General features: G+C 66.8%; 18 protein-coding genes. 12 read left to right on the forward strand and 6 right to left on the reverse strand.

Features of this window, described 5'->3' with window-relative positions; all coding sequences use genetic code 11:
* Nucleotides 1-193 precede the first annotated feature (193 nt).
* From HZB53_05140 to HZB53_05175, 8 genes are all read left to right on the forward strand, one after another.
* Nucleotides 194-991, forward strand: coding sequence for a glycosyltransferase family 2 protein (locus HZB53_05140; GenBank protein MBI5877017.1), 798 nt, complete (start codon nt 194-196; stop codon nt 989-991).
* Nucleotides 992-1,302: 311 nt separating this feature from the next.
* Nucleotides 1,303-3,087, forward strand: coding sequence for a methionine--tRNA ligase (locus HZB53_05145; protein ID MBI5877018.1), 1,785 nt, complete (start codon nt 1,303-1,305; stop codon nt 3,085-3,087).
* A 49-nt stretch (nt 3,088-3,136) separates the two neighbouring features.
* Nucleotides 3,137-3,988, forward strand: a complete 852-nt coding sequence (locus tag HZB53_05150; GenBank protein MBI5877019.1) for a hypothetical protein — start codon at nt 3,137-3,139, stop codon at nt 3,986-3,988.
* A 94-nt stretch (nt 3,989-4,082) separates the two neighbouring features.
* Complete coding sequence (locus HZB53_05155) at nt 4,083-4,532, forward strand: D-tyrosyl-tRNA(Tyr) deacylase (protein MBI5877020.1); 450 nt, start codon at nt 4,083-4,085, stop codon at nt 4,530-4,532.
* A gap of 21 nt (nt 4,533-4,553) precedes the next feature.
* A complete protein-coding gene (locus HZB53_05160; protein ID MBI5877021.1) occupies nt 4,554-4,808 on the forward strand; it encodes a hypothetical protein in 255 nt (84 codons plus the stop codon).
* On the forward strand, nt 4,792-5,208 hold the full coding sequence (locus HZB53_05165) for a putative toxin-antitoxin system toxin component, PIN family (GenBank protein MBI5877022.1): 417 nt from the start codon (nt 4,792-4,794) through the stop codon (nt 5,206-5,208). The genes HZB53_05160 and HZB53_05165 overlap by 17 nt, the downstream gene beginning before the upstream one ends.
* A gap of 117 nt (nt 5,209-5,325) precedes the next feature.
* Nucleotides 5,326-6,006, forward strand: a complete 681-nt coding sequence (locus HZB53_05170; GenBank protein MBI5877023.1) for a response regulator transcription factor — start codon at nt 5,326-5,328, stop codon at nt 6,004-6,006.
* An 8-nt stretch (nt 6,007-6,014) separates the two neighbouring features.
* Nucleotides 6,015-7,802, forward strand: coding sequence for a HAMP domain-containing protein (locus tag HZB53_05175; protein ID MBI5877024.1), 1,788 nt, complete (start codon nt 6,015-6,017; stop codon nt 7,800-7,802).
* A gap of 15 nt (nt 7,803-7,817) precedes the next feature.
* On the opposite strand, the gene HZB53_05180 is transcribed toward HZB53_05175, so the two are convergent.
* Together HZB53_05180 and HZB53_05185 are read right to left on the reverse strand one after the other, a co-directional pair.
* Nucleotides 7,818-9,905, reverse strand: coding sequence for a hypothetical protein (locus HZB53_05180; protein MBI5877025.1), 2,088 nt, complete (start codon nt 9,903-9,905; stop codon nt 7,818-7,820).
* Between the two features lie 23 nt (nt 9,906-9,928).
* The gene (locus HZB53_05185; GenBank protein ID MBI5877026.1) at nt 9,929-10,342 is read right to left on the reverse strand and encodes a TIGR03667 family PPOX class F420-dependent oxidoreductase; all 414 of its coding nucleotides are present in this window, start codon (nt 10,340-10,342) and stop codon (nt 9,929-9,931) included.
* A 311-nt stretch (nt 10,343-10,653) separates the two neighbouring features.
* Between HZB53_05185 and HZB53_05190 the strand changes: the two genes are divergently transcribed.
* From HZB53_05190 to HZB53_05205, 4 genes are all read left to right on the forward strand, one after another.
* Nucleotides 10,654-12,372 carry a CDGSH iron-sulfur domain-containing protein gene (locus HZB53_05190; protein MBI5877027.1) on the forward strand — a complete coding sequence of 573 codons (1,719 nt, stop codon included), beginning with the start codon at nt 10,654-10,656 and terminating at the stop codon, nt 12,370-12,372.
* Nucleotides 12,373-12,448: 76 nt separating this feature from the next.
* A complete protein-coding gene (locus tag HZB53_05195) occupies nt 12,449-13,774 on the forward strand; it encodes a carboxypeptidase regulatory-like domain-containing protein (protein ID MBI5877028.1) in 1,326 nt (441 codons plus the stop codon).
* Between the two features lie 236 nt (nt 13,775-14,010).
* Entirely contained in the window at nt 14,011-15,021 is a 1,011-nt protein-coding gene (locus HZB53_05200) for a PrsW family intramembrane metalloprotease (GenBank protein ID MBI5877029.1), read from the forward strand.
* A gap of 7 nt (nt 15,022-15,028) precedes the next feature.
* Entirely contained in the window at nt 15,029-15,778 is a 750-nt protein-coding gene (locus HZB53_05205; GenBank protein ID MBI5877030.1) for a class II aldolase/adducin family protein, read from the forward strand.
* Between the two features lie 62 nt (nt 15,779-15,840).
* Here the strand turns inward: HZB53_05205 and HZB53_05210 are convergent, their stop codons facing one another.
* From HZB53_05210 to HZB53_05225, 4 genes are all read right to left on the reverse strand, one after another.
* The gene (locus HZB53_05210) at nt 15,841-17,046 is read right to left on the reverse strand and encodes a FecR domain-containing protein (protein MBI5877031.1); all 1,206 of its coding nucleotides are present in this window, start codon (nt 17,044-17,046) and stop codon (nt 15,841-15,843) included.
* The gene (yccX, locus tag HZB53_05215; protein MBI5877032.1) at nt 17,043-17,321 is read right to left on the reverse strand and encodes an acylphosphatase; all 279 of its coding nucleotides are present in this window, start codon (nt 17,319-17,321) and stop codon (nt 17,043-17,045) included. The genes HZB53_05210 and yccX overlap by 4 nt, the downstream gene beginning before the upstream one ends.
* Before the next feature lie 7 nt (nt 17,322-17,328).
* Nucleotides 17,329-18,552, reverse strand: coding sequence for a hypothetical protein (locus HZB53_05220; protein ID MBI5877033.1), 1,224 nt, complete (start codon nt 18,550-18,552; stop codon nt 17,329-17,331).
* Between the two features lie 61 nt (nt 18,553-18,613).
* Entirely contained in the window at nt 18,614-19,822 is a 1,209-nt protein-coding gene (locus HZB53_05225; protein MBI5877034.1) for a trypsin-like peptidase domain-containing protein, read from the reverse strand.
* Nucleotides 19,823-19,828 lie beyond the last annotated feature (6 nt).

Consider the following 19,828-nt stretch of genomic DNA (forward strand, 5'->3'; position numbering starts at 1 on the left):
AGCATGCCCAGTTGGATGTCGTCCAGTTGCATCGCACCGTCCTTGAACTGCTGCACGAACTCAAACCATCACCGCTGCGGTAAGGTTTTGTGGCTAGGCCACGAATCAGCTGAAAGTAAGATTTTTATATTAGGCTACACGGCCCCGGCGCGCGGCAACTTTTGACGAAGCCGCGCCGTCATTGTATTATCGGATGGATTCCAGTCAGGAGCTTGCCGCCATTAACGACTCCGTGCGCCCCGCACTGACCGTGGTCATCCCGGCCTACAACGAGGAAAAACGCCTGCCCGACACGCTCGCGCGCGTCGCGGCGTATTTCCGCGCGCATGCCGCGTCGATCGAGATCCTCGTCGTGGACGACGGCTCCAGCGACGGCACGGCCGATTTCGTGGCGTCGTTCGCGCAGGCCAACCCGGAGGTGCGCCTGATCCGCAACCCGCACCGCGGCAAGGGCTACACCGTCCGCACCGGCGTGCTCGGGGCAACCGGCGCGCGCGTGCTCGTCTGCGACGCCGACCTGGCGACGCCGATCGAGGAGGAACAGAAGCTGTCGCACTGGCTGGACGACGGCTACGCGGTCGCCATCGCGTCGCGCGAGGGACTCGGCGCGCGGCGCATCGGCGAGCCGGCCTACCGGCACATCATGGGCCGCGTGTTCAACCTGATCACGCGCCTGATCGCCATCGGCGGCTTCGAGGACACGCAGTGCGGCTTCAAGATGTTCGAGGCCGGCGCGGCGCGCGACATCTTCGGGCGCGTGCAACTGTACGGCGACAACGCGGCCGTGGTGCGCGGCGCCGCGGTGACCGCCTATGACGTGGAGGTGATCTTCCTCGCCGTCAAACTCGGCTACAAGGTGAAAGAGGTGCCGACTGAGTGGCGGTACGGCACGGCGACCAAAGTGAACCCGCTCACCGATTCCATGCGCAACTTCGGCGACGTGCTGCGCGTGCGCATCAACGACTGGCGGGGCAAGTACAACACAAAGTAAGCCTCAGCCCTGCCGTTCGGTCGAAGCCACTCGCAGCGAGTGGCTTTTTTCGTCGTTCAACACGCGGCGCAGATTCGAAGGGCTGCGTCAGCCCGCGGCCCGTGACGGGCAGCCTGCCACAAGGGTATAGCGCAAAACTGTCAGAACTGCCGAATATCGATGTCAACGTAGTGGCGGCTCGCGAGCCGCCCGCGGGCGCATCACGATGCGCCCCTACACGGGTGCACCAGACAGGCGCGCTCTGACAGTTTGCCGGTATGCCCAGCCCATCGCGCGGATTGTGATAGAATGAAATGATAGGAGAAGACCTCATGAACCAGCACATTCTCGTCTCGGTCGCGTGGCCCTACGCGAACAATCACATGCACTTGGGCCACGTGGCGGGCGCGTACCTGCCCCCCGACATCTTCGCGCGCTACCATCGCCTGCGCGGCAACCGCGTGCTGATGGTCTCCGGCAGCGACTCGCACGGCACGCCTGTGACGTTCGAAGCGGACAAGGAAGGCGTCACGCCGCGCGAGCTGTTCCTACGCTATCACGAGTCGTTCCTGGACGGCCTGCGCAAGCTCGGCGTCTCGTTCGACCTGTTCACGCACACCGACACGGAGAACCATCATAAGGTGTCGCGAGACATCTTCCTGCGCTTGCGCGAGCACGAGCTCATCTTTGAAGAGCCGACGCGGCAGTTGTTCTGCGAGCACGACCAGAAGTTCCTGCCCGACCGCTACGTGTATGGCAAGTGTCCGGTCTGCGGTTTCCCGAACGCGCGCGGCGACCAGTGCCAGAACTGCGACAGCGTGCTCGATGCGCTCGAGCTGGGCGACCCGCAGTGCAAGCTGGCCAAGCCGGGCGACCCGCCGCACAAGGTCATCGTGCGCGACAGCGCGCACTTCTACCTCGACCTGCCGGCCGAGGCCGCACCGCTGCTGGGCTGGTTCGAGCGGCAGAGCGCCTCGTGGCGGCCGAACGTGGCGCGCTTCGCGCACAACTACGTCGCCAACGGCCTGCAGGCGCGCGCGATCACCCGCGACCTCGAATGGGGCATCAAGGTGCCGGTGCCCGGCTGGGACGACAAACGGCTCTACGTCTGGTTCGAGGCGGTGATCGGCTACCTGTCGGCCAGCATCGAGTGGTCCCACAACCAGGGCACGCCCGACGCCTGGAAGGAGTGGTGGTACAACCCCGAGGCGCGCGCGTACTACTTCATCGGCAAGGACAACATCCCGTTCCACGCGATCATCTGGCCGGCGATGCTGATGGGCGCCCGTTCGCTCTACGACGACAGCGGGCGTACACTCAACCTGCCGCACGACATCCCGTCCAACGAGTTCCTGAATCTCGAAGGGCGCAAGTTCAGCAAGGGTGACCGCTGGGCGGTCTGGCTGCCCGACGCGCTGGCGCGCTACGATCCCGACCCGCTGCGCTACTACCTGACGGCGGTGGCGCCGGAGACGCGCGACAGCGACTTCGCCTGGTCGGACTTCCTGCGCCGCAACAACGACGAACTGGTCGGCACTTGGGGCAACCTGGCCAATCGCGTGCTGACGTTCGCGTACCGCAACTTCGACAAGCAGGTGCCGCAGCCGGGCGAACTGGACGAAACCGACCGCGCGCTCATCGCCAACGTCGAAGAAGGCTTCGGCCCCGTGGCTGAATTGCTCGAGCAGGTGCAGTTGCGCTCGGCGCAGGCCGCCGTGATGGCACTGGCGCGCGACGCCAATGCATACCTGAACGCGCGCGAGCCGTGGAAAGAGATCAAGGTCGACCGCGCGCGTGCCGCGACGACAATCTACGTCGCGCTGCGCGTGATCGACTCGCTGAATCGGATGTTCAGCCCGTTCCTGCCGTTCTCGGCACAGTCGCTGCACGTCCAGCTCGGTTATGCGGACGACTGGTTCGGCGCGCTGGAGATCGTGGAGTTCGCGGAGTCGCACTCCACCCACCGCGCGCTCGTGAACCGCGCCAGCGGCGCAGGCGATCGCTGGCAGCCGAGCGAACTGCAGCCGGGGCAGGCGCTGCGCGAGCCGCAGGCGCTGTTCAAGAAGCTCGACGTGAAGATCGTGGACGAGGAGAAGGCGCGCCTCGGCGCGTCGTAATGCACGGCGGCAGGCCGCGCGCCTGCCCTTTTGGCCTGCGGAGGCCCCGATGAGCAAACGCACTGTACTCGCATGGCTGGCGCTGGCCGCGCTGTTTGTGATGGCCTGCGACATCTCCTTTGGCAACGTCCCGCAGGCCAAGACCGGCCCGACCGTGACCTACCCGATCAGCGCAGCCGCGCCGGCCGGCAGCCCGGTCGACCTGGTGATTACGATGGGCGGCGGCTCGCTCGACGTGACCGGCGGCGCTACCGCGCTGGTCGAGGGCTCCGTGCAGACCAACGTCGCCGAGTGGAAACCGACGGTGACGACGACGAGCGGCATGGTTATTGTGGCGCAAGGCATATCCAAAAGCCCCATCACCGACAGCACCGACACGGTCAACAAGTGGACGCTCAAGCTGGGCAAGACGCCGATGCGGCTGAAGATCGGCGCGGGCGCCACGACCGGCAAGCTGGAACTGGGCGGCGTGCCGCTGCAGTCGCTGCGCGTGGAGCAGGGCGCATCGGCGACCGAGATCCGCTGGTCGAGCGCCAACCCCGAGGTGCTGAAGGACCTGACCGTCAACGCGGGCGCGGCGAGCATCACGCTGGCCGGGCTTGCCAGCGCCAACCTGGAGTCGCTGACGTTCAGCGGCGGCGCGAGCAACTACACGCTCGATTTCAGCGGCAAGCTGCAGCGCAGCGCGACGGCGACGGTCAAAGCGGGCGTCAGCAACATCACGCTCATCGTGCCGGAGGGCATCCCCGCCAAGGCGACTCTGTCGGGCGGCCTGCGCGCGGCGAACGCCGAGGGCGCGTGGCAGAAGAGCGGCGACACCTACACGCTGGCCGGCAGCGGCCCGACGCTGACGATCAACGTCGAGATGGGCCTCGGCGCGCTGTTCCTGAAGAACAAGTGAAACAAATCCCAAACCCCAAATTCCAAATCCCAACTCCCTGTTGCCCGGATCCCGACCGTTTGGGATTTGGGGCTTGGGATTTGGGAGTTCGCTCGTGAGAGCGTTGTTGCAGCGCGTCACGCGCGCCGCGGTGACAGTGGCGGAACGCGTCACCGGCCAGATCGCGGGCGGCTTCGTCGTTCTGCTCGGTGTGACGCATAGCGACAGCATGGCCGAGGCGAAACTGCTGGCCGAGAAGACGGCCTATCTGCGCGTCTTTGCCGACGAGGCGGGCAAGATGAACCGTTCGCTGCTCGACACCGGCGGCGGTGCGCTGGTCATCTCGCAGTTCACGCTCTTCGCCGACGCCAAACGGGGCCGGCGTCCGGACTTCATGGCGGCCGCCCGCCCGGAGCAGGCCGCCCCGCTGGTGGACGCCTACATCGCGGCGCTGTGCGCGGCCGGCGTGCGCGATGTGCAGACCGGCGTGTTCGGCGCACACATGACCGTCGAGCTCGTCAACGACGGCCCGGTGACGATCATGCTGGATACGGCGGAGTGGTGATGGCGAAAGGGAGCAATAAATATGACACAAATCGAGCTCAAGCTGGCTTTGTCCGACGCGCTGGCGCGCGAAGCCGAAAAGGCCGGCCTGCTAACGGCCGCCGAAATTGAACGGCTGCTGCGGGAAGAGGTGCAGCGCCGCAAGGTAGCCCATCTTTTCACGGCGGCAGACCGGCTCGCCGACCTACCCGGCGTTGCCATGAGCGACGACGAGATTGAAGCAGAGATTGATGCGGCGCGCGCGGCGAGGAAGCGTGACGATTCGGGTCGTCGCTGACACCAATACGGTGATCTCAGCGCTTTTGTGGCACGGTGCGCCCCGGCACGTGCTGGATGCGGCGCGAAGCGGACGCATTGCTCTTTTCACAAGCTTTGCTCTGCTGGAAGAGCTTCAAGATGTTCTGGCCAGGCCCAAGTTTAGCGTGCGGCTACATAGTGCCGACGTGGCGGCTCGCGACCTGGTGCTTGGCTATGCGGCCCTGGCGACCATTGTAAGCCCGGAAACAATAACATCGCCGGTTTCGCGAGACCGCGACGATAACATCGTACTCGAATGTGCTGTCGCAGCTGGCGTAGAGTACATCGTGTCTGGCGACAATGATCTGCGAGCTATGAAAGCATACCGGGGCATCTTGATCGTCTCCGCTAACGATTTTGCAGCGCAACTCGAAAGCTGATCATTGGGCGATGGCGGTGCAATCCGGCGTGCGCGTCGCGTACGCAAGCCTAACCCTGGAGTCCCGCTTTCGCGGGAATGACGAACAAAACAAATCCCCCTGTGTTACAATAGCCTCATGCCCCACCGCATCCTCATCGTCGAAGACGAGCCAACGCTGGTCGAAACGATCGGCTACAACCTGCGCCGGGAAGGCTATGACGTCCTGAGCGCCGGCGACGGCGAAGCGGGACTGCTGGCCGCCCAGACGCAGTCGCCCGACCTGGTCATCCTCGACATCATGCTCCCAAAGATGAACGGCCTCGACGTCTGCCGCACCCTGCGCCGCACTTCCGCCGTGCCGGTGCTGATGCTGACGGCGCGCAGCACCGAGGCCGACAAGGTCGCCGGGCTGGACCTCGGCGCCGACGACTACCTGACCAAGCCGTTCGGCATGCGCGAACTGATGGCGCGCGTCAAGGCGATGCTGCGCCGCCAACCCGCCTCCGCCACCGGCCGCCCGCATGCGTACGGCGTTTTTGCGCTCGATGATCTGCGCCACGAGATCCGCAAGGGCGGCCAGCCGCTGCCGCTGCCGCCGCTCGAATACTCCCTGCTCGCCTACCTCCTGCGCAACCACGGCATCACCTTCTCGCGCGACACCCTGCTCGAAAAAGTGTGGGGCTACGACTACGCGGGCGATACACGCACCGTGGACGTACACGTGCGCAGCCTGCGCGAGAAGATCGAGGCCGAACCAAGCGCGCCACGCCACCTGATCACCGTGCGCGGCGTGGGTTACCGGCTGGATCTCGAGTAGCCGTGCCAGTGGCTCCGCGACCACCGGCCCAGCGACGCCTGCTTATGCTGCCCCGCTCGCTGGGTGCGCGCCTCTCCGCCGCCTATGTGGCGCTGATCCTCACCGCGCTGGCTCTGCTGACCGCCGTGCTGGTCGGTGTAGCGCAGTCGTACGCGATCGAAGCGCTGCACCGCGAACTGGCCACCGAGAGCCGCCTCGCGCTCGAACTGGTCAATCCGCTGTTCGATGGCGATCCGTCGGCGCTCGATGCGCTGGCGAAGCGTATCGGCCGAGACACCGACACGCGCCTTACAATTATCCGTGCCGATGGCGTCGTGCTGGGCGACTCGGACCAGTCACCCGCGCTGATGGACAACCATGCCGGGCGCCCCGAAGTGGCGCAGGCGCTGGCGACCGGCACCGGTGAGGCAACACGCTTCAGCACCACACTGCAAGCGGATACGGTCTATGCGGCGGTCGCGCTGCAGCGCGCGGGCATGACCGTCGGGGTTGTGCGGGTCGCCGTGCCCCTCAGCCGGGCCGACGCCGCGCGCGCGCAGGTGGCCACGGTGATGGTGCCGGCCGGACTGCTGATCTCGCTGCTGGCGGTTGGCCTGGCCATCCTGATCGCGCGGCGCACCACCAACTCGCTCGCGCACCTGCGGCGCATCGCTATCCGGTTAGCGGCCGGCGATCTCAACGCGCGCGCGCGCGAAGACCTGCCCGACGAATCCAGCCAACTGGCCGTGACCATGAACCAGATGGCGGAGCAGTTGAGCGCCACGATCCGCACGCTGAACCAGGAGCGCACCCGGCTGGACGCGATCCTGACGCGCATGGCCGACGGGTTGCTGATTGTGGACGCGCAGGACACCGTCACGCAGATCAATGACGAGGCGCAGCGCATCCTCAGCGCGCCGCCGGCGCACGCGCTGGGGCGCACGTTCACACAGGTCGCGCGCGACCACGAGATGACGGCCTGCCTGCGCGCCGCGCGGACGACCGGGCAGGAGCAATCGCGCGTCGTGGAGCAGAGCGGCTCGCGGCGCTTCCTGCGCATGGTCGCCACGCCGCAGCGGGGCGACACGGCTGCGGATGCCTGCCTGATCCTCCTGCAAGACCTGACAACCGTACGGCGGCTGGAGACGATCCGCCGCGACTTCGTCAGCAATATCTCGCACGAACTGCGCACGCCGCTGGCATCCCTGCTGGCGCTGGCCGAAACGCTGGCCGACGGCGCGCTGGACGATCCGCCGGCGGCGCGCCGCTTCGTCGATCGGATCGCCGGCGAGGTGCACCAACTGACGAGTCTCGTCAACGACCTGCTCGACCTGTCGTCGATTGAGTCGGGCCGCGCGCCGATCCAGCGCGTGCCGGCCAACGTTAGCGCCGTGGTCACGCGGGCGGCGGAGCGCCTGCAGCCGCAGGCGCGGCGCGCAGGGGTGGCGTTGCAGATCAGCAGCGCGCCGGACGTGATCGTGCAGATTGACAGCGCGCGCATCGAGCAGGTCATGCTGAACCTAATACACAATGGCATCAAGTTCACGCCCGCCGGCGGCCGGATCGACTGCCGCGTCGCCGTCCACCCCGATCATGTGACGATCAGCGTGCGCGACACCGGCGTCGGCATCGGCCCGCAGGATCTGCCGCGCGTGTTCGAGCGGTTCTACAAAGCCGACAAGTCGCGCGCAGGCGGCGGCACCGGGCTGGGACTGGCGATCGCCAAGCACATCGTCGAACTGCACGGCGGCGCCATCTGGGCTGAAAGCGTCGAGGGGCAGGGCACGACGATGCTGTTTACCCTACCGCTGGGGTAGCCAGCGATGCGGTTATCACCTCACTTCAACAGACACGACAGTCAGTACACCGTCTACTTGCGCACCATCATGCGTCACCGCAATGCGCCCGCCGCCGGCGGCGATCAAACGCACGCGCAACGTTAGTCCCGTGGCTCCAGGCGGCAAGTCGGGCGCGGCCAGTGCATACTGGTCGCGCAGCAGCAGTCCGGTGGTCCAGCGGTCGAATGGCCATTGGCCGCGTGTCGGCTTTTCATCCGTCGATGCAAGCACGTTGCCCGCCGCATCGAGCCACGCGATGCGTGTATTGAACGGCGGCACCGCCCCGGCGGCCGGTTGCCAGTACAGCGACAGATAGACGGGCGCGCGCGTTGACACGACGCGTGGGGTGATACCGTAGCCCAGCAGCCGCAGGCCGGATGCGGTCTGCCAGTTCAGCCGGTTGGGGACGAACGCGGCATCGGAAGCCATCAGGCGTACGTACGCATTGTCTGGCACGATCTCCTGCGCGCGGCGGAAGTCGAGGTCGGCGGCGGCAAGGTCGCCATTGCGCAAATGATACACGCCGCGCTCGGCCCACGTAGACGACAGGTCGAGCGGGTCGCCGGCGCCGCGCGGCAGCGACTGATAATCGCTCTGTGCTTGCAACTCGCGCAGATGCGCGGCGCCGGCGCCGGCGGCCAGGCCGAGCCATGCTGTCAGGAGGAGTGGCGCGAGCGCCAGCGCAACCACGGCACGCGGCCGGCGAAGTTGTGGTGCGAAGACAAGCCATGCGCCGGTGGCGCACGCGAGGAACGCGCCGATGCCAAACGGCGCCAGCATCGGCAGCACGAGCGGCGACTTCAGCGGCTGCCAGTGCGCGGCCAGCAGGCGCGGCAGGTCGCGCGCGGCACCGGCGACATTGGCCCACTGCGCATCAAGCGGGTAATAGTCAGAAATGCTGACGCCGTTGGCGTACGCGCCCAGAAATAGCAGGTAGGTCCAGCCCGCGCACAACGCCGCCAGTACGACCACCCAGCGCGCCCGCGCGCCGTCAAACAGCCGCGCGCCGCCGAGCACAACGAGCGGCGTCAGGCCGATGAAGTAGCGCATGCCGAACGACGCGCCCGCCCACCACGCCAGGCTCAGCGCCACAGCCAGCCAGTGCAAGCCGAACGCCAACCCACCGCCCACCGCCAGCACACGATCGCGCCGCGCCAGCAAGAAATAGCCGGCGGCGGCGACCAGAAGGAACGGCGCGTAGAATAGCGCGCCGTGATAGGTCGAGAACAGCGGTTCCCACCATGCCGGGTCGGCAGCGCCGACCTGCCGCGCGTACGGGTTGCCCAGCGCGCCAAACTGGATCTGCCACGCCGCCAGTTGCGGCGTGAAGCCCGCCAGCGCGCCCGCCGCGACACACAGGCCCAGCGCCAGCGCGCGGCGCACGCGTCCCGCGAGCGCGAGCACGAAGAGTGACACGGACGGGAAGGCGAAGAAGCCTGCGCTGTAAAACCCCACCGCGACGGACAGCCCGCCCAGCGTGCCCAGCAGCAACCAGTCGGCCGCCCGATCGCGGTGGCGCGCGCCGTCCCACCACGCCACCAGCAGTGCGCCCATAAACACGGAGGGCATGCTCGTGCTCGGCGTATAGCTTGTCATGTAGTAGAACTGCGGTGTGGCGACGGCGGCGAAGAGCGCGCCGAGCAGGGCGGCGCGCAGCGACACGTACCGCCGCGCCCAGCGCACGGCGACCGCGAGCGCGGCCAACCCGTACAGCCAGTTGCCATAGTTCACCCACAGGCTGTCATACCGGCTGGTGCCGTCGCCGGACAACGGCAGCGGCAACCCCGCGCCGGCCGCATGCGTCAGGCGCGCCAGCGCCAGGAACGGCAGCCAGAAGAACGCCGCGCCGATGTTCGCGAGCACGCTGGCGTAGCCGGTCGGCGCGATGAATACCGCCTTGCCGAACAGTTCCAGGTCGTTGACGAGCAGGATGTCGCCGTCATAGAGCATGGAGCGCGCGTACGCGAGGTACGATTCGTAGTCGGGGCCGCGCAGGGCGTGGTCAAGGAAGAAGAAAAGCCCTAGCGTCGTCAGGACGGCCAGGACAAGCGCCGGCCTGGCGGCGCGAGGGAGCGAGTGCATGAAAGGCGGGAGGGCCGCCGCGATTAGTGGCCGCGCAGGTGCGCCGGGCGCACGCGGATGGCGACCGGATACGCCTGCGTGAACGCGTGGGCGCTCATGCCGAGCTGCTTGAAGCCTTCGGCGTATTTCGCGCCAAAGGCCGCCATGGCCTCCGCCGAGGGTGACGCCATTTCGGCATCGCCTGTCAGCACGACGATGTCGCCGCCGCGCCCGTTGCTATCGAAGTTCAGCGAAACGCGCGGGCGCTGCTCCAAGTGCCTCTGCTTGAACGATCCTTCGCGCGAGAAGATCAGGAGCGTCTCGCCGTCCCACAGGAACCAGACTGGCCGCGTCTGCGGCGTCAGGTCGGTGCTGACGGTCGTCAGCCAGATCACGGATTCTTCGCGCAGGCGGCGCTCGGCGCGCTGGCCGAATTCGGTCGAGAAATCGAGTGGCATGAGTCCCTCCAGTCAGGAATTGGAACGATTATAGCATGGGCGGGCGATTGACGAGCCTCGTTGCCAATGGGACGCCAGGTTGAGCGAGATACTCGCCTGCGACAGGCTCAGGCGACGGCGGCGCGTACCCTGGCTTCGTGCCCCGAGCTTGTCGAAGGGCAATGTGCATGACGCTCGCCTGCGACGGGCGACGGCGGCGTGGGCCGGCCATGTTGCGGCGCTTGCGCGACGGTGCTATACTTGCCGCCACAGTTTTGGCTGGGAGTGCACACCTACGCGCCCGGCATACTATTTTCCCTGGGGAGGGATTCATGCCGATCACCACTATTGAGAGCCTCCGCGACCATCTGCAGTGGGCCATGGAAGTCGAGCACTGCACGATTCCACCGTATCTCTGCGCGCTGTACTCGCTTAGGCCAGGCCACAACGCCGAGGCGCGCGAGGTCATCCTGAGCGTCTTCCTGGAAGAGATGCTGCACCTGACGCTGGCCGGCAACGTGCTGAACGCCGTCGGCGGCAAACCCCAGATCGACAAGCCCGGCTTCCTGCGCCAGTACCCGCTCTATCTGCCGCACAGCAGCGATGCCTACATGGTGCCGCTGTCGCGTTTCTCGCCCGAGGCGCTGGACATCTTCATGCTGATCGAGAAGCCGGAAGACGGGGACGCGCTGCCCGAGGAAGATCATTACGACACGCTCGGCCAGTTCTACCAGGCGATCGAAGAAGGCTTGAAAACCCTGTGTACCACGCTCGGCGAGGCGGCCGTTTTCACCGGCGACCCCGCGCGCCAGATCCAGCCGACCACGCTCGACTACGACGGCGGTGGGCGCATCGTCGCCGTGACCGATCTCGCGTCCGCGCTGAAGGCGATCGACGAGATCGAGGAGCAGGGCGAGGGCCTAAAGCACGCCGAGGTCTGGGACGGCGACCGCAACATCTTCCACCACGAGCGCGAGGAAGTGGCACACTACTTCCGCTATCAGGAGATCAAGCTGGGCCGGTCGTATAAACGGGGCGACACGCCGCAGTCGGGCCCGTCCGGGGAGAAGTTCACGGTGGACTGGGACGCCGTGTACCCGATGCGCAGCAACCCGCGCTCCGGCGACTACCCGGAAGACAGCCCGATATACGCGAAGATGATGGAGTACAACCGCGCTTACTCTGGCTTGTTGCGCCAACTGCATACCGCGTTCAACGGCGCGCCCCAGCAATTGGCGGTCGCAGTCGGCGGCATGTACCAGATCCGCAACATGGCGATCGAGTTGATGCAGATGCCGTCTGGCGACGGCGTGACCACGGCCGGCCCGGCGTTCGAGTATGTGCCGGCGGACGAGCCGCAGGCTGCAAAGGAGAAGCGCCAGCGTATCGTCATCGAGAAGAACGGGCCGTATCAGGTCGAAGGCGGCGTGCGCCTGGTGCGCAAGTCGATCGTCTACTCGGAGCACGGCGAGCCGCTGACGTGGCGCGTCGACGAGGTGATCCCGACCGATGAGACGTACCGCCTGTGCCGCTGCGGACAGTCCAAGCACAAGCCGTTCTGCGACAGCTCGCACCTGGGCAACGGATTTAATGGCACCGAGACGGCCGACAGTGGGCCGCGCGCGAACCGCGCCCAGGCGTTCCCTGGCACGCGCATCGTGATGGAAGACGACACCACGTTGTGCGCGGATGCCGGCTTCTGCGGCAACCGCATCGAGAAGGTCTGGAACCTGATCGAGCGCACCGACGATAGCATCGTGCGCTTCCAGCTCATGTCGATGTGCGAGCGCTGCCCGTCGGGACGCCTGACGTACAAGATCGACGGGCAGACGATCGAGCCGGATCTGCCGCGCGAGATCGCGGTCACACCCGACGGCCCGTACTGGGTCACGGGCGGCATCCCGGTCGAGCGCTCGGACGGCAAGCCGCTGGAAACGCGCAACCGCATGACGCTCTGCCGCTGCGGGCATTCGAACAACAAGCCGCTGTGCGACAGCACGCACGCGGAGATCGGCTGGCGCGAGAATGCACCGGCGCAGACGCCGCAATAGCGCCGGCACACTCCGGCGATAGACACGCTGACACAAGACCTCGCGGGTTTCCAAAACCCGCGAGGTCTTTTGTGCTATGATGGAACTGATGAACGTGTTCCGGCGGTTGCTGCGCTGGGTACGGTCGGTCGCGGCGCTCCTCATACTGGCCGCTATCGTATTCCTATGCGCGGCCGAGCAGAACGAGATTGTCTTTGCGCGCCACCTTTTGCTGTACCGCCTCGAAATGCTATGGTACCGGCCGGCGTCTGTGGCGGGCTCCCCCGGGGAACTGGTCGGCGCGGTGTTCGACGAGCAGGGCCGCTCTCTGGCCGGTGCAACCGTAGTCGCTGCGGCGGCCGATGGCCGCGCCTTCAGCACAACGAGCGACGGCGACGGGCGCTACCGGTTGTCACTGCCGCCCGGCGCGTACGTGCCGATGGCGACCCGTGCCGGCTACGCCGATATCACACTGCGCTTCGGACCGTTCCGGCGCAGCGTTATGATCGCCCCCGGGCAGATCGTGAGCGGCGATTTCGCCCTGCGGCCGGCGCCGCGCGTGGCGGCCACTCCGGGCGCGCCGCTGCGGTTCGGCGCGGCGGCGATCTCGCATGTGCAGCAGCCACACCCGTCCGACGTACGCCGCCGCCCGTTCACCTTCGAGGCTAACGGGCGAACGCTCGGCGGCTCGTACGTCTACGAACCGCTGCCCGCTGGGCGCTACCCGATGGTACTGATCCTCTATCCGTGCTGGGAGTACCCGTGCACGACCGACTTCTGGGATACGCTCAGCGCGACGGTGGCCGCGCAGGGATTGGTCGTCATCGCATTCGCGCCGCAGCGCGCGCTCGATCTCGAAGGCGACATGGGCGACATCCAGGCGCTGCTGGTGCACCTGCGCGCCGGCGAGGCATCGGCACAGGGCGATCCCGCGCGCATCGCGCTGATGGCGGGCAGCATCTCGTCGCTGCACTTGTGGCGCACGGTGGAGTTGTCGCCACCGGGCAGCGTGAGCGCGGCCGTGGTGCTCGGCGGCGTCAGCGACATCTTCCTGGTGCGCCAGCGCTACGATACAGGGCAGATGACGCTGGAGCCGCAGTTCGCCGACGCCCTGTATTACGGGTTGATCGGGCTGGGGCGGCCGAATCTCAGCCCGGAGTTCTATGTGCGTTACTCGGCTGTCTACCACCTCGACGCGCTGGCCGGCACAGCGCTGGCGATCATTCACGGCGGCGGCGACGTCACGGTGCCGGTCGAGCAGGCGGAGCATTTCGATCGCCGGCTGACAGAGCGCGGCATCACACACAGCCTGGTTTTGTACCCGACCGCGCAGCACTACCTCGACCTGGTCAATATCGGGCCGGACGAACTGGACATGCTGTCCAAAGTCACCGGGTTTCTCCGGCAGACCCTCGGGCCGTAGAGATATATCTACTACTACTGTTTCAGTTTGATTATGTCCCCATACCTGATGGTAAGTGTGGCTGTCACCCCCTCATCCCCTGGCCCCTGCTCCCCCGCGCGCGCGGGGGAGCAGGGGCCAGGGGATGAGGGGGCATATTGGCAGCCGACTCCAAAATGAGAATTGCTGGTGGCAGACGCGAGACATTGATCGATCAACCGTTCGGGTGTAAAATACGCGCCCAAAGGACACCGCCTATGGACGTGCTCATCTTCGCCTGCCTGGCTTTCGCCGGTGCCGTCGTGCCCACGGTCATGTACGTCTATCTGGTGTACTGGCTCGATCGCTACGAGCGCGAGCCGCTCTGGCTGCTGACGCTCGCTTTCCTGTGGGGCGCGGTACCGGCCATCGTGCTGGCGATCATCCCGCAGATGGCGCTCGACAGCCTGATCGTCGGCGCGCTCGGCAAGGGGCGCGCGGCCGATGCACTGACCTACGCCGTCTCCGCGCCGCTCACCGAGGAAGCCGCCAAGGGCATCTTCCTGATCGGGCTGCTGCTACTCTTCTGGCAGCAGGTGGACGATCCACTGGACGGCATCGTTTACGGCGCGATGGTCGGGTTCGGCTTCGCCCTGCCGGAAAATGTGCTGTACTTTGCCGGGGCGTATGGCGACGGCGGCGTGGGCGGCTTGCTCGTCAACATCATCCTGCGCAATGTGCTGTTCGGCTTCAACCACGCGTTCTTCACCGCGTGCACGGGGCTGGGGCTCGGCTGGGCGCGCTCGCACGTGGGGCTGTTCGCCCGCGTGGGCGCGCCGGTGGCGGGGTGGCTGGCCGCCGTCACATTCCACGGCCTGCACAACCTGGGCGCCTCGCTGGCCGAGGCGACCGCCTGCCTCTCGTTCATTGGCGCGTTCTTCAGCGACTGGATCGGCATTCTGGCGATGCTGGCGCTGATGCTCTGGTTTCTGTCGCGCCAGCGCCGCTGGCTGGTCGACGAGCTGCGGCCGGAGCTCGCGAGTGGGCTGCTGACAGCGGACGAGTATGCCGTGGTCGTCTCCTCAAGCAAGCGCGCGTCGGCGCGTCTCTCGGCGCTGTTCACGCAGGGCTGGGGCGCGTACCGGCGGCTGGGCAAGTTCTTCGCCGCCGCCACCGACCTTGCGTTTACCAAGCACCAGTTGAGGTCGTATGGCGAGGAGCGCGGCAACTCCGCGGAGATCGCGCGCCTGCGCGAGCGACTGCGGGCGCTGCGTGGAGCCGCGCTATAATAGACGCATGGCAATTGTGAACGAGCCCCGCCTGCGCGAAGAGATCGTCGCCATCGGCAAGCGCATGTGGGAAAAAGGCTTTCTCGCCGCCGCCGACGGCAACATCTCCGTGCGCCTCGGACCGGAGCGCATCCTGATCACGCCGAGCGGGCTGGGCAAAGGCTTTCTGTCGCCCGACCAGTTGCTGCGCGTCGATCTGGACGGGCGCGTCATCGCGTCGAATCACCCGCGCGCGCGCGGCCTGCAGCCGTCATCGGAGACGATGATGCACCTGGAGGCGTACCGCCAGCGCGCCGATGTGCAGGCGGTCATCCACGCGCACCCGCCGCTCTCGATCGCGCTGACCGTAGCCGGGCTGCCGATCGACGCCGACGTGCTGCCGGAAGTCATCTACTCGGTCGGCATCATCCCGACTGCGCCGTACGTGACGCCGGGCACTCCCGACGGGCAGAACGCGATCCGCGCGCTCGTCCAGAAGCACGATGCGATTTTGCTCGACCATCACGGCACGCTGACCGTCGGCGCAACACTGACGGAGGCGTACATGCGCCTGGAACGCGTGGAGCACTCCGCGGCGATCCTGCTGGCCGCGCGGCAGGTCGGGGAGTTGAAGCGACTGCCGCGCGAGGAGTTCGAGAAGATCTGCGCGATGGGCGTCTGCGCGCGGCAGACCGGCCTGCACGCCGCCGCGACCGAAGAGGTGCCGGAGGAGCTCGTCCGGCAGGTCGTCGCCGCCGTGATGAAACAACTGGCGTAGCGCCGCTCACACGCGAAAAGGCCCGCGTCGATCCGAGCATCGACGCGGGCCTTTTCGTTGCGCTACTGCACGATCAAACCGATATCGGAGATCAGGCTGTCGAAGTCCCAGCCCGAGGCGTAGATCTGCACGGAGAGGATGCGCGCCGGGCGCGGGTTCAGCACCAGGGGAAGGTCCGGGCTTTCGTACGGGTACCAGAGCGACTGCGGTACCTGCTCGCTGTTGGCGGTCGGGTTGCGCGCGTCGTTCTGATAGTAAAAGCCATGCACCCAGAAGTTTTGCCCGCCGCGGATATCCAGGTACTTGACGCGCACCATCAGCGGGAACTCGCTGCTCAGGTAGCCGCCGCCGGACAGCGACTGGAAGGTCACCATCACGTCGGCGCGCAGGCGGACCGACTCGAAGTCGGTAACGTCCTTGTCGATGGCCTGCTCGATGCCAGTGTCGATGTGGTTGCCGTTGCTGCCGGCGCGGACGAAGCGCACGGCGGGCCGGCCCTGCTCCTGCACGATGCTCACCGTGCCGTTGACCGTGCCGCCATCGCCGCCCTGGTCGTTGTAGACGGTCCAACTGTCGGACAGCGGTGAATCGAAGCTGCCGTTGGCCAACAGGTCCTGCTGGGCGGGCAGCGGCCCCGTCAGGCTGCCGCTCGCGGCGATCAGCGCGCGCTGGCGCGCGCCCAGCACGACGGTCGTGTCGCGCGCGCGCAGTAACGCCTGCCCGTTGCGCACGATCAGGTCGCTCTGCGGTTCCACGACTTCGGCCAGGTACTCGCCATCCTGCAGGTGCGCCTCGCTCTGCGGCATGGCGAGATGCACCTCGTGCGGCTCGCCGTTGCCAGCGATCGCCAGCCGCAGGCGGCCGGCGCGCAGGTCGACCTGCACCTGGTTGACGAGCGACGAGATTTTGAACGACGCCTTGCGCATGGCCGCGAGGCGCACCTGCGAGTCGGGCAGGACGGTCAGCGTGCTGCCGTCAAAGGTCAACAGCCGCACGCGCGTGTTCGCGTCGGTGCGAATGACGGCGCCCTCCGGCACCTTGCGCGTGGCGCGCTCGCCCGATGGCTCGCGCCCGGGCACTTCGACGATCGCCGTGCCCGACAGCACGGTCAACTCCGACTCCTGCGGGTCGGTTGCGGTGTTGAAATACCAGTAGGCGAGCGCAGGCGTGCCGAAGAACAGCAGCATGCACGCGCTGAACGACGCCAGCAGCACCGTCCACGCGATGCGCTGCATGTCGCGCTCGGCCGGCATGGCTGGCGCGCTCACGGGCGCACCTCGAACGCGGCGAATTCGCCGGTGGCCGGCAGCCACGCCGGCGACACGCGATCGACGCGCGCCTCCGGCGAGCCGCGCTGCAACCAGGCCAGCAGCGACTCCAACGCGGCGCGCTCGCCTTCCGCAATTACTTCCACGCGGCCATCGGCGCAGTTGAGCGCGTAGCCGCGCAGCCCCAACCGCTGCGCCTCGCGGCGGGTGTGCGCGCGGAAGTAGACGCCTTGCACACGCCCGCTCACAACCGCAGCCAGCCGTTCCATGCGCATCCGCCGCCTAGCGGCACGCGATCACACTCGCGCTGTTTTGCGCCGCGAAGCAGTCGCGCACCGTCGCGCCGAAGATCGTGGTACGAACCTGGCTCAGCCAGGCGTCCATTTCAACAAACGTAACGAGCCTAACCATGCCGTTTCCCCGCGCTGCTATTGTTGGCACGCCTGAATACCTGCACCAGAGCAGATCACGTCCAGCGGTGTCAACCATCGACACATAGATATCCGATGGATTGATCACCCTGCTTGAGTCATTATAGATGGTCAGATCAAACGTCAGACGCCTCATCGGATGCGTGTTATCCCATTGCTGAGTGTCTCCAGAGGCACAACCATCTTTGGGCGCGCCCCATTTTTCGTAACCCGTGTATCCGCCCACGTCGGTGTGGAATGCAGCTGACGGGCGCGGCGTGTTGGTGGGCGGCGCGGGCGTCTCGGTCGGCGCGGGCGTCTCGGTTGGCGCCCGCGTGTCGGTGGGCAGCGGCGGGCGCGTCGTCGGCGTGGCCGTCGGGAGAGAGACGATCGGCGGCGGCGTGCGGGCGATGCTGGCACGCTCCTGGAACGAGGCCAGCAGGTTGCCGCCGGTCAGCTTCAGACCGTCGTACGACTCGCGCAGCGCGGCGAACATGATCACATAGAACAGGCTGGATGAGCTCTGCTTGACCACGCGCATCTGGCCCTGCCACGGCGCCTTGGTCGACTGGTCGTTAAACTCCAGGTCGAGACCGACGCTGCCGTCGGCGTTCTTCTTCAGGCTGCCGAACTTGAGGTCCGGCAAGTTGAGGCTCTGCAAGAACGTCGTCGTCGCCTCCTCCGGCGACAGCCCGCTGCCGGGACCGTAGACCACCAGCAGGTAGGCGGCGCTGTCGGGCGAGAGGATCGTCACGAGGCGCTGGTCCTTTTCCTGGTCGTTGACGGCCCAGTTCGACGGGTACTGTACGCTGAACGGCGCGCCAGCGCCCTGGTAGGTCGCCAGCCGCGCGGGCGCGGGCGCCGTCGCAGTGCGCGCAGTCGTTGGCGTCGCCGCCGCCTGTGCCACGGTCGGTGCGACCGTTGGCGTTGGCGGGATGACGGGCGTGGTAGTGGACACCGGCGCACCCGGCGTGTTCGTCACGACGATGATCCAGGGTGTCTGCGTCGGCGCAGCCGCGCCGGAGTCGCAGGCGACCAGTCCGAGCATGAGAGCGGCCAGCGCCAATGACAGCCATGTTCGATGTGGGGAGTTCATGGATTCTCCGTTGCAGGTGAACCGTAGCGACCGACGCCAGGCGTTCAGCGTCTGACGCATTCTAGCGCGGACGCTCGCCAAGCGTCAACTTGACCTTCTGCTCCTTGCCATCGCGCACGATGGTCAATTCGGTGATCTGGCCGACCTTCGTCTGCTTGGCGAGGTACACAATCACATCGTCGAAACTCTTGACCGGCAGGCCGTCAATGGCCGTGATAATGTCGCCGCCGAGCAGTACGGCGCGCCCATTGTAGGTGGCGCGTTTGCTGCCGCCGACGATGCCGGCTTTGACAGCCGGTCCGCCGGCGCGCGCCTCGACGACCAGCACGCCGTGCTGCGCCGGCAGCGAAAGCTGAGTCGCCATGTCGACCGTGATCGTCTCGCCGGTGATGCCGAGGTACGGGTGCGCGTAGCGGCCGTTCTTGATCAGTTCCGGCACGACGCGCTTGATCGAATCGACCGGCACGGCCAACCCGACGCCGGAGTTGACGCCACTGCGCGAGAAGATCAGCGTGGTGACGCCGATCACCTGCCCGCGCGAATCCAGCAGCGGGCCGCCGGAGTTGCCCGGATTGATCGCCGCATCGGTCTGGATCAGCTCCGGCAGCGAGTAGCCGCTGTCCGACAGGCGGATGACACGGCCCATCGCGCTGATGAAACCGACCGTCAGGGTACGCTCGAAGCCAAACGGGTTGCCGATTGCCAGCGCGCGCTGGCCGACTTTCAGCGTGTTCGAATCGCCCAGCGTCACGGGGCGCAGTGTGCCCGCCGGCACATTGACCGAGACGACAGCCAGATCTGTGTCCGGGTCGGCGCCGACGACGCGGCCCTCCACTTCCAGATCGCTGGAGAAGCGAACCAGGATGCGATTGGCGCCGTCGATGACGTGGTTATTGGTGACGATGTTGCCCGCCGTGTCGAGCACGAACCCGGAACCGGTCGCCTCGCCGGTGGTGCTGGTGCCGGTGCCCGACGAGAAGACCGTGATGAAGACGACCGACGGGCTGACTCGCGCATACACATTGACCAGCACCGACTCCTCGTTGTCGAGACCGGAGGCAGATGCGGCCGCGGTCGGAAGCGGCGCGGCGGGCGCGGCCGGCGGCGCGGTCGGCGTCGGCCGCTCGATCGTCGGCGCGGCGGCGGCGGTTGCGGTTGCCTGCGGTGCCGCGCTCGGCGTGACATCGGTGAGCACGGACGTCATCCCGCAGCTCACGCTGAATAGCGCGCCGGCCATCAGCGCCAGCATCCAGCGGGTTAATCGGTTCATAACATT

This window comes from Chloroflexota bacterium (genome assembly GCA_016235055.1).
Taxonomy (GTDB): domain Bacteria; phylum Chloroflexota; class Anaerolineae; order JACRMK01; family JACRMK01; genus JACRMK01.